The organism is Aeromonas aquatica (assembly GCF_000764655.1).
In the GTDB taxonomy this organism is placed as follows: Bacteria; Pseudomonadota; Gammaproteobacteria; order Enterobacterales; family Aeromonadaceae; genus Aeromonas; species Aeromonas aquatica.
Genome location: NZ_JRGL01000005.1, coordinates 29911 through 42257 on the forward strand (window position 1 = coordinate 29911; position 12347 = coordinate 42257).

Here is a 12347-nt window from a genome sequence, read left to right on the forward strand (position 1 = left end):
CCGATTAACACTGTCTTGCTGTGGTCAACCCGACTGCATCAGTCAGATTGTTAAGTTTCATTCCGTACCCTCTCGTCTCCAGAGTGCCAGAAGGTCCGTTCTTAAGACGGCGCCAGTATCTGACCTGGCAGTGACAAATTTATGGATTTAATGTGACACTTTAATGACATGGCGCAGGATTATGACAAATGCAAAAAGGGCCGCGTGAGCGGCCCTGATATTGAGACTAACCAATTGACTCAAATGGTTATTTAACCACCACCATGCGGCCGGGGATGAGGAAGCTGAAACGGCTGCCGACACCGACCCGGCTCTCAATCTCGAGCTGGGCGTCGTGATGGCTCAGGGCGTGCTTGACGATGGCAAGGCCGAGCCCCGAGCCGCCGGTGTGGCGAGAGCGCGCCTTGTCGACCCGGTAGAAGCGCTCGGTGAGCCGCGTCAGATGTTCGGGGGCGATCCCCTCCCCCTCGTCCTGCACCAGGAACAGCGCCATGGCCCCCTGCTTGCGCCACTCCACGCTGATCTTGCGACCCGCCGGAGTGTAATGAATGGCGTTGTAGACCAGGTTGGAGACGGCGCTGCGCAGCTGGTCCCGATCGCCGCGCACGAACAGGTTGGACTGCACCTTGAACTCAAACTGATGCGCGCTCTCTCCCGACAGTGCCCGCGCCTCCTGCTCAAGCAGTCCCAGCATGGCGGGCATGTCCACCAGATGGGAGAGATCCACCGAGGGCGCCGCCTCGATACGCGACAGGGTGAGCAGCTGATTGACCAGATTATCCATGCGGATGGTCTGCTCCATCATCACCCTGTGCGCCTTGGCCCACATGGCGGCGGGCGGCGGCTCCTCGGTCATCTCCAGATAGCCCTTGAGCACGGTGAGCGGGGTGCGCAACTCGTGGGATACGTTGGAGACGAAGTGCTTGCGGGTCTTCTCCAGACTGCGCAGCCGGGTCACGTCCCGCACCACCAGCATCGCCTGATCCTCGGCATAGGGCATGATCCGGAACTCGAGAAACTTCTCCTCATTGATGGGGGAGCTCATCTCGAAGGGCTCGTCATAGAGTCCCTTGTTCAGGTAGGCGACGAAGGCGGGATGCCGAATGAGGTTGCCGATGTGCTGACCGGCATCCTCCGGCCAGCGAAAGCCGAGCAGTTGCTCCGCCAGCCGGTTGCACCAGAGGATGCTGCCATCGGTGCGAAACACCACGGCCGCATCGGGTAGCGCCTCGGCCCCCTCCCGAAAGCGGCGGATGAGGCCCGCCAGCTCACGGCGACGGGCCCGGTGACGCTGCTGCAGCTTGTAGATACCGTTGAAGATGTATTCCCAGCTGCCGCTGCCATTGGGGGGCACCAGGCTGCGATCGTGCCACAGCCAGTCTGACAGCCGCTTCTGGAAGCGGTAGTGCCAGCCCAGGTGCAGCAGCGTCGCCACCAGCAGGCAGAGGGCGAGGTGATCGACCAGCCAGCCGACCAGGGCGAAGGGGGCGTAGAAGAACGCCATTCGCCACAACTGTCGCCGCCAGGCGTAAGGTTGCAACATATCGTCCCCTAGAGGCGGATTGAGAAGCGGTATCCGGCTCCACGCACCGTCTGGATCAACTTGTCGTGCCCCGTCTCTTCGATGGCCTTGCGCAGGCGACGGATGTGCACATCCACGGTTCTGTCTTCCACATAGACATTGGTGCCCCAGACGTTGTTGAGCAACTGCTCACGGCTGTAGACACGCTCCGGGTGAGTCATGAAGAAGTGCAGCAGCTTGAACTCGGTCGGCCCCATGTCCAACGCCTTGTCCTCGGCGCTGACGCGGTGGGACACCGGATCCAGCTTGAGCCCCTGCACCTCGATCACCTCGTCCACCGAGGTGGGGGAAACCCGGCGCATCACGGCGTGCAGGCGGGCGGTCAGTTCCTTGGGAGAGAACGGCTTGGTGATGTAGTCATCGGCACCCGCCTCCAGACCACGGACCTTGTCCTCCTCTTCACCACGGGCGGTCAGCATCACCACCGGGATCTGGCGGGTCAGCTCATCCTGCTTGAGCTGCTTGATGAACTGGATGCCACTGCCACCTGGCATCATCCAGTCCAGCACGATGAGCTCGGGGTAGGGCTCGCGCACCTTCGCCAGTCCATCGGCATAGTCTTCCGCTTCAACCGTTTCATATCCTTTTTGCTCCAGCACGAAGCAGAGCATTTCGCGGATGGGTGCCTCGTCCTCGACCACCAGAATTCGCTTAGCCATATCCCTTCTCTCTCCTCTGTGAAGATGGGTGCGCCAATTATTAGAACTTTCTGTGACACTTTTATGACTTTATGACAGGCGAGATGATAAACGTTTTCAGTTTCAGTTGGCAGCGGTGCGTTGCAGCAGGTCCCAGCGATTGCCGCTGAGGTCCTCGAACACCACCACGGTGCCGTAAGACTCGAGGCGGGGCTGTTCACAAAAATGCACGCCATGGGCCTGCATCCGCTGGTAATCCCCCCAGAAGTCGTCGGTCTCGAGGAACAGGAAGACCCGGCCACCGCCCTGCTTGCCGATGGCGGCCGCTTGCTCGGGATTGGCGGCGCGGGCCAGCAGCAGGGCCGAACCTGGTGCGCCACGGGGGGCGACCCGCACCCAGCGCTTGCCCGGTTTGCCCGGCTCCTCGAGGAGACTGTCTTCGAGCAGCTCAAAGCCGAGTCCTTGGGTGAAGAAGGCGATGGCCGCGTCGTAGTCGGCCACCAGCAGAGTCAGAGCGCCAAGGTGTTGTGGCATGCAGAGGTTCCTCGTCAGATGAGTCACGGGCGCAGCATAACGGCAACCCGGCCCTGTCACCAGCCCGACCCGCGCGGCAGCAGGAGTTATTCCACCTCGACCCGGTTGCGGCCCCGTTTCTTGGCCTGATAGAGCGCCTCGTCGGCCCGCTTGAGCGCTCTTTCCAGCGGATCGCCATGTCGCTCCGCCACCCCGAAGGAGGCGGTGATCTTCAGGCCCCTTGGCCAGTGCGGATAGGCGACCAGCGCGGCCCGCAGCCGTTCGGCCAGCGCCAGGGCCTTGTCCTGCTCATAGTGCAGGCAGACCAGCACAAACTCCTCTCCCCCCCAGCGCACCAGCCGGCACAGGCTGTCACAGTGACGCAACACCTCACTCACCATGTGCTTGAGCACCTCGTCCCCCATGGGGTGGCCGTGGTTGTCGTTGACCTGCTTGAAGTGATCGATGTCGATATAGATGAAGGAGAGCGGTATCTCGCCGAGCTCGCTGAGCAGCTTCTCGCCGCCGAACCGGTTGAGGGCCCCGGTCAGAGGATCGTAGCGGGCCTCCTCCTCGGTGCGCCTGTTCTGCTCGCTCAGGCTCTGACTGAGCTCCTCGGCCGCCAGCTTGGCCGCCCTGGCCTTGCGCAGCCGGTCCCGCATCAGCAAGTGCTGCACCAGAAACAGCGTGAGCCCGTAGGCCAGCCAGCTCAGCAGCAGGGGACGGTAGAAGGAGCCAGCCCGTCCCCAGCGGCCATAAAACTCCATCTGCTCCAGCACCAGCCGGTAGTGGCCGGGCTTCATGCCGACACCGGAGGCGATCTCGATGGCATAGACATGGTGCAGATCCGGCCCCTGCTGGGAGAGCGGGATCTTGTACTGCTGCACCCACCAGGTGGCCGGGGTAAACACCTTGAGCGGCACGTCCTGGACACGGCCGTAATCGTCGGGGCGGAAGATCACCTCGTTGAACTTGTGGGAGGTCTCATCCCCGGGCTTGGAGTAGGCGGGGTGATAGTTGCGCAGATAGAGTCGCCATACTTGCTCCCCCTCGCCCTCGACCCGCAACTTGATACGCACCCCGTCGAAATGGGAGAGATCGATTCCCTGCTCGGGCTTGGCCAGGGTCAGAGCCAGCTCACAGAAGGGAAATTCGTAGCCGGCGCGCAACTGGCAGTCGATGGCGGGTTGCTCCCGTGATGGGAGCAGGGAGGTGACCGAATGGCCCCCCAGCGGGCGATCATCATGCACGGTGACGGACAGTTCGGTATTCGCCACCATCTCCAGCCGTCGATCCGGCCCGAATTCAAACAGCAGGATCGCCAGCAGGCTCAATACCAGCAACACCCAGAACAGCAGGTTGGTCACGCGAGAATAGGAAGGAAGCATATGTATCACGCCTAAACAGGACTCTTACTCTACACCTTCCGATCCGGCTCCAACCTGATCCGGATCCGAAGGTTATTACACGCGCCGCCGCGGGCACCATGGGGCTAACGGACCGCTGACATGCCTAGGGGCATGCGGGGCCGCCGCTCCCAGACGCAGGGATAACCCTGCTTGAGTTCCGTTCGGAATCAGATCCATGCTCGGGGTGGGAGGGCGCGGGCCAACGTCTTGATATCTTTACCACAGAGCACTCCATGCTACGGAAAAATAAAGAGAAATCGTCTTGCGCCCCATAGTACACAAGGCGGGCAGGAAGCGATAGCGCCCTCAGCCGCCCGTTCGCAACGTCCGGTAGAGGGTGGTACGGCTGATGCCGAGTCGGCGCGCCGCCTCGCTCACGTTGCCGTCGCACGCCGCCAGGGTCTGCTGCACCCGCAGCCGGTTTTGCTCCCTCAGGGTGGCGGCCTCCCCCACACACTGGGCTCGCGACAGCGTCTGCTCCTCGGGCAGATGCAGTTGCGAGGGCAGGATGTTGCCCAGCCCTTCCGCCAGCACGCAGGCCACCTCCAGCACCTGCTTGAGCTGGCGTACGTTGCCGGGCAGGGAGTGGGCCAGCAGCTGGCGCTCGGCGGCCTCATCGAGCCGCAACGCGGGATCCATCTCCCGCAGCAGGTGCAGGATCAGGGCCCTGCGCTCGGCCAGCGGTCGCGACCGCAGCGGCGCAAGCGACTGGCGCCAGCCGCAGATGCGGTAGTAGAGATCCTCGCGGAAGGTGCCGGCCTGCACCATGGCGGCCAGATCCCGGTGGCTGGCGCTGACCAGCCAGAAGTCCACCGGCTCGGGCCTGTGGCTGCCGACCGGGGTGACGGCGCGCTCCTGCAACACCCGCAACAACCGGGTCTGGGCCGACAGCGGCAGCTCGCCGATCTCGTCCAGCATCAGGATGCCGCCGTGGGCCGCCCGCAGGTAGCCCTGACTGCCCTGGCTGCGGGCGCCGCTGAAGGCCCCGCCCACGTAGCCGAACAGCTCGGCCTCCACCAACTCCGCCGGCAGGGCGCCGCAGTTGATGCACATCAGGGGTTGCCCTTGTCGACTCGACTGGCGATGCAGCGCCCGCACCAGGTGCTCCTTGCCGCTGCCGGTCTCCCCCTCGATGAGCAATGAGATACCCCGCTCCAGCATCTTGAGGGGCACAGCCCCCTGATCTTGCGGCACTGAGACGGGTGTTGGCGTCGCACTGACCTCCAGTTTCAGACCACGGCGCTCGCGCAGCAATTGCCGACCATCGAAGGGGTATTGGTCGAGCCAGAGTCGTCCGGCCCGGTTGGCGCCGAGCAGTTCCCCCGCCTCCCCCAGCAGCAGCCGGGCAGACCAGAGGCTTTGGGGCTCCAGATCCACCAGCCAGCCCGGCTGGCGGGCCAGCAAGGCGTTCTCGAGGGTCATGGCCAGCAGCCGCACCGTGCCCAGCATGTCACCGCCGTGATGGGCCGCATCGGTGGAGATGTCGAGCACCCCGAGCAGACGGCCATCGGGGCCGAGCAGCGGGCAGGCGCTGCAACTGAGGAAGCTGTGCTGGGCGAAGAAGTGCTGGGCCCCCAGCACCTGCACCTCGCTCTGCTCGGCGAGCGCGGTGCCGATGGCGTTGGTGCCCTTGCTCCCCTCCCCCCAGCGGGCGCCGCTGCGCAGGAAGATGCGCTCGGCGTGACGGGCGAAGCCGTCGTCGCCGCTGGCCGCCAGGATGGCCCCCTCGGCGTCGCACAGCAGCAGCCGGCAGGGCCGCCCGGCCAGCAGCTGGGCGAACAGCGGCAGCACGAAGCGCTGGAAACAGGCGAGGAGATCCCTGTGCTCCTCTTGCCTCGCCCTGAGCTCCCCCTGGGGCAGCAAATCCAGCTCGGCGCTCTGCTGGCGGCTGAGCCCCTGATGCAGGCAGCGCTGCCATGAGCGCTGGATGGGGCTGGATTGGGGAAGTTCGCTCATCGGGCCTCCTGTTCACAAAGGGCACAGTGTCGCGGCCACTGTCCAGAAACGGCACAGTCTCATCGCCACGACCGGGGTCATTGGTTAATCAAGATACGCCGCCACGCCCTTTTTGATAACGTTTTTGTAACTTTTGCACGCTGATCAGACCCTCTGGCACGCCCCTTGCGATAACGGATCGCAACCGACCCTCTCGATGGGGCCGGCCAGGACCACACACATAAGGATGATGAGATGATCTACACCGCTCCCGGCCAGGCAGGCGCCCTGGTCAGCTTCAAGTCCCGTTACGACAACTTCATCGGCGGCGACTGGGTGGCTCCCCGCGCCGGGCGCTATTTCGAAAACATCTCACCGGTGGATGGCCGGGTGTTCTGCGAGGTAGCCCGCTCCGATGCCGCCGACATCGAACTGGCGCTGGATGCCGCCCACAAGGCGTTCGCCAGCTGGAGCAAGACCAGCGTCACCGAGCGCAGCAACCTGCTGCTGCGCATCGCCGATCGCATCGAGCAGAACATAGAGCGGCTCGCAGTCGCCGAGACCTGGGAGAATGGCAAGGCGGTGCGCGAGACTCTGGCCGCCGACTTGCCGCTGGTGGTGGATCACTTCCGCTACTTCGCCGGCTGCATCCGTGCCCAGGAGGGCTCGGCCGCCGAGCTGGATCAGAATACCGTCAGCTACCACTTCAAGGAGCCCATCGGGGTGGTCGGCCAGATCATCCCCTGGAACTTCCCGCTGCTGATGGCGGCCTGGAAGCTGGCGCCTGTACTGGCAGCCGGTTGCTGCAGCGTGCTCAAGCCCGCCGAGCAGACCCCTGTCACCATCATGCTGCTGATGGATCTCATCAAGGACATACTGCCCCCCGGCGTGGTCAACGTGGTCAACGGTTTTGGCAACGAGGCCGGTCAGGCGCTCGCCACCAGCGATCGGATCCAGAAGCTCGCCTTCACCGGCTCCACCGAGATAGGGGCCCACATACTGCGCTGCGCCGCCGACAAGATGATCCCCTCCACCGTCGAGCTCGGTGGCAAGTCCCCCAACATCTACTTCGCCGACGTGATGCACCACGAGAGCAGCTACATCGACAAGGCGGTGGAGGGCATGCTGATGACCTTCTTCAACCAGGGCGAGGTGTGCACCTGCCCCTCCCGCGCTTTGGTGCAGGAGAGTATCTACGACGACTTCATGGAGCGGGTGCTGGCCCGTGCCCGCACGATCGTGCAGGGCAACCCCCTCGACACCGCGACCCAGGTCGGGGCCCAGGTCTCCCGCGAGCAGTACGACAAGATCCTGAGCTACATGGAGATAGGCCGTGGCGAGGGGGCCAGGATGCTGATCGGCGGCAACGCCGCCAGGGTGAGCGGACTGGAGGGGGGCTTCTACATCCAGCCCACCATCTTCCACGGTCAGAACAAGATGAGGGTGTTCCAGGAGGAGATCTTCGGCCCGGCGCTCGGGGTCACCACCTTCAAGAACGAGGCGGAGGCCCTGGCCATCGCCAACGACACCCAGTACGGGCTGGGAGCCGGTCTGTGGACCCGGGACAGCAACCTGGCCTGGCGCATGGGGCGCGGCATCCAGGCCGGTCGGGTCTGGGTCAACTGCTACCACGCCTACCCGGCCCACGCGGCCTTCGGCGGTTACAAGAAGTCGGGAATTGGCCGCGAGACCCACAAGATGATGCTGGATCACTACCAGAACACCAAGAACCTGCTGGTGAGCCACGACATCAACCCCCTCGGCTTCTTCTAGCCAGGCAGTCGCTCATCCCAACCGACAAGGGCGCCTTATGGCGCCTCTCTTTGTCCGTCGATCTCATCCCGGCAGGCCGCCAGCCCGGGCTCAGCCCCCTGGCTGGGCCAGCTGCTGACGATAACGCTGGGGGGAGCAGCCCAGCTCCCGGTTGAACATGGCGATGAAGGCAGAGGTGGAGCCGTAGCCGAGCCGCCAGCCTATCTCCTGAATGGGCAGCTCCCCCTTGAGCCAGGCCAGCGCCTTGAGCAGCCGCAGCCGGGCCCGCCACTGGCCGAAGTTCATGCCGAGCTCGCGCACGCAGCGCCGGGCCAGGGTGCGCTCGGTGCTGTGCAGTTGCTCGGCCCACTGGGCCAGGGTGCGGGGATCGGCGGGATCACTGCGCAGGGCCGCCAGCATGGGGGCCAACAGCTTGTCCTGGCTCATCGGCAGGTAGCTCTCCTGGCAGCGGGTCCGGCTCAGTTTTTCTACCAGCAGCTCGGCCTGGCGCCTGTCCCACTCGTCCTCCATGTGGCCGAGCCGTCGCTCGCAAAAATCCGCCAGCATGGCCCGGATCAGCGGCGTCATCTCCAGCAGCCTGGGCTCGGTGGGTAGCCGGGCGGCCAGGCTGTCGTTGACGTAGATGGAGGTGTAGTCCAGCGCCTGCTGGTTGTAGGAGGCGTGCTCCAGCCCGGCCGGCACCCAGATGAGGTAGTCCGCCGGCGCCAGCAGCCGCTGCTCGTCCAACACTATCTCCATCACCCCGAGGCTTATCATGCTGAGCTGGCCCCAGGGGTGGCTGTGGGAGGCGCAGGCGCTGTCGGCCTGGATCTGCTGATAGCGCAGGTAGAGCGGATTGGGCTCGGCCAGTTCGGCATCCTGGCGCTGATGGGGACGCGGCTGCATGGGTTGTCCTTTCTGCGGGATAGATTGTCAGTTTTACGTTACTTGCCAACAAAAAGACAAGAGTAGACTGATGGCCTGATGCTAAGGAGTCTTTAATGCGTATCTTCTCCCCCCTCCTGTTCCCCCTGATGGCGGTGCTGATCTGGGCCACCAACACCGTGGTCTCCAAGGCCGCGGCCGGTGTCGTCGATCCCGCCGCCATCTCGTTCTACCGCTGGGTGCTCGCCGCCCTGGCGCTCTCCCCCTTCTGCCTGCCGCAGCTGTGGCGCCGCCGCGCCGAGGTCCGCCTCTGGCTCGGCAAGCTGCTGGTGCTCTCCCTGCTCGGCATGGTGCTCTACCAGTGTCTGGCCTACTACGCCGCCCACAGCACCTCGGCCACCAACATGGGGGTGATCGGCTCATTGCTGCCGCTGCTCACCCTGTTGATCGGCGCCTGCTTCTTCGGCCAGCGGCCCGGCAAGCAGGCGCTGGGGGGCATGAGCGTCTCCCTGTTCGGGGTGTTCTGGCTGCTGAGTCAGGGTCAGCCCCTGGCGCTGCTGCACAACGGCATCAACCCGGGGGATGGCATGATGCTGCTGGGAGCGGCGAGCTATGCGCTCTATGGCCTGCTGATCCGCCGCTGGCAGCTGCCGTTCGGCCCCTGGCTCAACCTCTATGTGCAGATCCTGCTGGCGGTGCTGCTGCTCATCCCGGTCGCCCTCAGCGCCGACTCCCTGGCGGTGCCGCGGGAAGGCTGGAGCATGGTGCTGTTCGCCGGGCTGGCCTCCTCCCTGCTGGCGGCCTACTGCTGGATGCGCGGCCTGGCGAGCCTCGGCCCTGAGCGCACCTCGGTGTTCATGAACCTGATCCCGCTGTTCACCGCCATGATCGCGGTCAGCAGCCTGGGGGAGCCCATCCACGGCTATCACCTGCTCGGCGGCGGCCTGATCCTGGGAGGTGTCATGTGCTCCCAGCTCAAGGCACGGCGACGTACTCCACTGCTGGAAGAGGCCTAGGCAGCGAGAAAGGCAGGAATTCCTGTAAATATCGACAGGCTATGCTGCAAAAAACACGCTAAAACAACGAGGGAGCCCAGGCTCCCTCGTTGTTTTTACTTATGTTGCCGCGACTCGCTTGCGCGTCTCAGCCGGTACGACGCCAGTCATAGCGCCGCTCCGGCCGGCCGCGCTGGCTGTAAATAGCTGAGATCCACGGCCAGCTTGTCCCCTGGCGCCAGCGTTTTCTCTGCGATCCTAACCCACACGACGCCAGTGATAGCGCCGCTCCGGCCGACCGCGCTGGCTGTAAATAGCTGAGATCCACGGCCAGTTTGTCCCCTGGCGCCAGCGTTTTCTCTGCGATCCTAACCCACACGGCGCCAGTGATAACGGCGCTCTGGGCGACCGCGCTGACCGTAGTTGAGATCCACGTCCAGCTTGTCTTCGGACTCCAGAAACTCCAGATAGCGGCGCGCCGTGGTGCGGCTCAGGGAGAGGCGCAGCGCCACCGTATCGGTGGAAAACGCGGTATCCGGCTCCCCCGCCAGCAGCTCCAGCACCTGGCGCAAGGTGATGGCGTCGATGCCCTTGGGGGTGTCGCGCACCTCCCTCGGCTGGATCCGCCCCTTGCCCATCAGCCGATCGAGATCGTTCTGCTCCAGCAGGCCGCGCTCGCACAGGCGGCGATGCAGGGTCAGTATCTCGTCCAGGCTCTGCTGGATGCGAAACAACCGCAGCGGCTTGATGATGTAGTCCTGCACCCCCAGGTTCAGGGCCTGCTGTATGGTCTCCACGTCACAGGAGGCGGTGACCATGACCACGAACACCTCCCGATTGTGGTTGCGCAGCCGGTTCACCCACTCCAGCCCGGAGCCGTCGGGCAGAGAGATATCCACCACCAGCAGTTGGGGTTCGGTGGCGCGCATCATGAGATCGGCCTGGGCCAGGCTCTCGGCCCGTCCCAACAGGGAGTAACCCGGGGTAGAGGAAACCAGCTCGGCCAGGATGGCACCGATCCGATCGTCGTCCTCGATAATAAGCGTGAAGATTGGCTTCATGGCTCACACCAATTGGTTTTTATTCAAATAGATACCGAACAATGTTGTCTGTTCGGCGGTGCGTCGCCATTCTATCACACCGCCACGACGGGCCACGGTCTTCTTGACCAGAAAGAGACCTACGCCATGATCGCCGGTCTGGCGACTGATACCGTAGTCGAACAGATGATCCGCCAGCGCCTCGTCCACCCCCACCCCGCTGTCCTCCACCTCGATCACCAGCCGCCGGCCGAAGTCGTCGAGGGAGAGCAGCACCCTGGGAGGGCAGTGCTCGCGGTTCGCCCAGGCGGCGCGCAGGCCGTTGTCCAGCAAGTTGCCGATACAGGTGATGAGATCCGCCGACACCTCGGCCGGGTACTCCCCGAGTGTCGAGCCCGGATCCAGCACCAGCTCGACCCCGAGCTCCCGCGCCCGACTGAACTTGCCGAGGATGAGCCCGGCCACCGGCTTGTTCTCGATGGCTCGCAGCAGGTCTTGCAGCATGTTCTGGCAGGCCTCGTTCTCCTGCTGGATAAGCTCAACCGCCTCGTCCACGTGACCGAGCTGCAACAGGCCGGAGAGACTGCCCAGCTTGTTGGCAAACTCGTGGGTCTGGATGCGCAGCATCTCGGCGTACTGGCGCAGGTGAGTCACCTGCATGCCGAGGCTGCCGGTGCCATCCGGTCGGCTGAAGATCAGCATGCGTCCGGGTTCGCGGCCGCTGAGCTCCTGCCAGTGGCCGACGAAGTCCTCCCCCTGTACGGTGAAGTGCACCCCGCCCTCCTGACTCAGGGCCGGCAGCAGGCTGGGGGCCAGCTCGGCCAGGGATTGCCCCAGCAGGGCATGGCGGCCGGTGCCCGGAAGGCGCAGCTGATAGAAGGCCGCGCTGTTGAGCATCTTGATCCTGTGTTGGCCATCGAGGGCCACTATCCCCTCCGAGATGCCCTCCAGCACCAGATCCTGCTGGGCGAAGCGGTTGACTATGGTCTCCGGCTCCAGATCCAGCAGGGTGCGCTTCAGCCGGTGTTGCAGCCAGAACGCCAGCAGCAGGCCGCAGCCCAGCACGGCGCCGATGGCGCTGATGAGCAGGGCGATGCGCTCCAGATAGATGCCCTCCACCGTCTGCATCAGGTAACCGACCACCACGGCGCCGATGGTGCGCCCATCCGCCCCGACCACCGGGGAGAAGCAGCGAATGGACGGCCCGAGGGTGCCCACATCCTTGGAGCAGTAGCTACGCCGCTCCTGAATGGCCGGCCAGATATCCTCCCCGCGGAAGGTCTGGCCCACCAGCTCCGGTGAGGGGTGACTGAGGCGCCTGGCATGCTCGTCGGTCACCACCATGTAGGCGGCGTCGGTGCGCTTGCAGATCCCCTGCACATAGTCCCGCAAGCCTGGATCCTTGCCCAGCTGCAGAGCCTGCACCACCCGGGTATCTGCCGCCAGCACCCGCGCCAGATCGCTGCCCTTCTCCTCCAGGCTGTTCTCCAGCAGGTGACGAATGAAGAGGGCGAGCAGCCCGCCCAGGATCAGGACCAACAGCAGCGACATGCCAAGAGAGAGGGTGACCAGTTGATGGCGCAGTTTCATCGATTAAC

Annotated in this window: 10 protein-coding genes; 2 read left to right on the plus strand and 8 right to left on the minus strand. The window is 64.4% G+C overall.

The features are described 5' to 3' along the window. Window positions 1-247 precede the first annotated feature (247 nt). The 5 genes from phoR to LG30_RS0100185 all read right to left on the minus strand — a co-directional run bounded on the left by phoR (window position 248) and on the right by LG30_RS0100185 (window position 6098). Window positions 248-1543, minus strand: a complete 1296-nt coding sequence (gene phoR, locus LG30_RS0100165) for a phosphate regulon sensor histidine kinase PhoR (protein ID WP_033128687.1) — start codon at window positions 1541-1543, stop codon at window positions 248-250. Between the two features lie 8 nt (window positions 1544-1551). Further along, window positions 1552-2241: a phosphate regulon transcriptional regulator PhoB gene (gene phoB, locus LG30_RS0100170; protein WP_033128688.1), complete on the minus strand. Its 690-nt coding sequence runs from the start codon at window positions 2239-2241 to the stop codon at window positions 1552-1554. A gap of 102 nt (window positions 2242-2343) precedes the next feature. Continuing rightward, entirely contained in the window at window positions 2344-2754 is a 411-nt protein-coding gene (locus tag LG30_RS0100175) for a VOC family protein (protein ID WP_033128689.1), read from the minus strand. Window positions 2755-2840: 86 nt separating this feature from the next. Further along, window positions 2841-4121, minus strand: a complete 1281-nt coding sequence (locus LG30_RS0100180) for a GGDEF domain-containing protein (protein WP_033128690.1) — start codon at window positions 4119-4121, stop codon at window positions 2841-2843. 327 nt (window positions 4122-4448) lie between these two features. Then, the gene (locus LG30_RS0100185; RefSeq protein WP_033128691.1) at window positions 4449-6098 is read right to left on the minus strand and encodes a sigma-54-dependent Fis family transcriptional regulator; all 1650 of its coding nucleotides are present in this window, start codon (window positions 6096-6098) and stop codon (window positions 4449-4451) included. A 234-nt stretch (window positions 6099-6332) separates the two neighbouring features. Here LG30_RS0100185 and exaC point away from each other — a divergent pair, with 234 nt between their 5' ends. Next, window positions 6333-7850: an acetaldehyde dehydrogenase ExaC gene (gene exaC, locus LG30_RS0100190; protein ID WP_033128692.1), complete on the plus strand. Its 1518-nt coding sequence runs from the start codon at window positions 6333-6335 to the stop codon at window positions 7848-7850. A gap of 90 nt (window positions 7851-7940) precedes the next feature. On the opposite strand, the gene LG30_RS0100195 is transcribed toward exaC, so the two are convergent. Next, window positions 7941-8735: an AraC family transcriptional regulator gene (locus LG30_RS0100195; RefSeq protein WP_033128693.1), complete on the minus strand. Its 795-nt coding sequence runs from the start codon at window positions 8733-8735 to the stop codon at window positions 7941-7943. Between the two features lie 95 nt (window positions 8736-8830). On the opposite strand from LG30_RS0100195, the gene LG30_RS0100200 reads away from it, so the two are divergent. Next, window positions 8831-9730, plus strand: coding sequence for a DMT family transporter (locus LG30_RS0100200; protein ID WP_033128694.1), 900 nt, complete (start codon window positions 8831-8833; stop codon window positions 9728-9730). Window positions 9731-10077: 347 nt separating this feature from the next. On the opposite strand, the gene LG30_RS0100205 is transcribed toward LG30_RS0100200, so the two are convergent. Next, window positions 10078-10770: a response regulator gene (locus LG30_RS0100205; RefSeq protein ID WP_033128695.1), complete on the minus strand. Its 693-nt coding sequence runs from the start codon at window positions 10768-10770 to the stop codon at window positions 10078-10080. Between the two features lie 3 nt (window positions 10771-10773). After that, window positions 10774-12339 carry an ATP-binding protein gene (locus tag LG30_RS0100210; protein ID WP_033128696.1) on the minus strand — a complete coding sequence of 522 codons (1566 nt, stop codon included), beginning with the start codon at window positions 12337-12339 and terminating at the stop codon, window positions 10774-10776. Between the last annotated feature and the right edge of the window lie 8 nt (window positions 12340-12347).

Coding starts and splice junctions, on each gene's coding strand:
- phoR (WP_033128687.1), bottom strand. CDS start 1,543: ATGTTGCAACCTTACGCCTGGCGGCGACAGTTGTGGCGAATGGCGTTC.
- phoB (WP_033128688.1), bottom strand. CDS start 2,241: ATGGCTAAGCGAATTCTGGTGGTCGAGGACGAGGCACCCATCCGCGAA.
- LG30_RS0100175 (WP_033128689.1), bottom strand. CDS start 2,754: ATGCCACAACACCTTGGCGCTCTGACTCTGCTGGTGGCCGACTACGAC.
- LG30_RS0100180 (WP_033128690.1), bottom strand. CDS start 4,121: ATGCTTCCTTCCTATTCTCGCGTGACCAACCTGCTGTTCTGGGTGTTG.
- LG30_RS0100185 (WP_033128691.1), bottom strand. CDS start 6,098: ATGAGCGAACTTCCCCAATCCAGCCCCATCCAGCGCTCATGGCAGCGC.
- exaC (WP_033128692.1), top strand. CDS start 6,333: ATGATCTACACCGCTCCCGGCCAGGCAGGCGCCCTGGTCAGCTTCAAG.
- LG30_RS0100195 (WP_033128693.1), bottom strand. CDS start 8,735: ATGCAGCCGCGTCCCCATCAGCGCCAGGATGCCGAACTGGCCGAGCCC.
- LG30_RS0100200 (WP_033128694.1), top strand. CDS start 8,831: ATGCGTATCTTCTCCCCCCTCCTGTTCCCCCTGATGGCGGTGCTGATC.
- LG30_RS0100205 (WP_033128695.1), bottom strand. CDS start 10,770: ATGAAGCCAATCTTCACGCTTATTATCGAGGACGACGATCGGATCGGT.
- LG30_RS0100210 (WP_033128696.1), bottom strand. CDS start 12,339: ATGAAACTGCGCCATCAACTGGTCACCCTCTCTCTTGGCATGTCGCTG.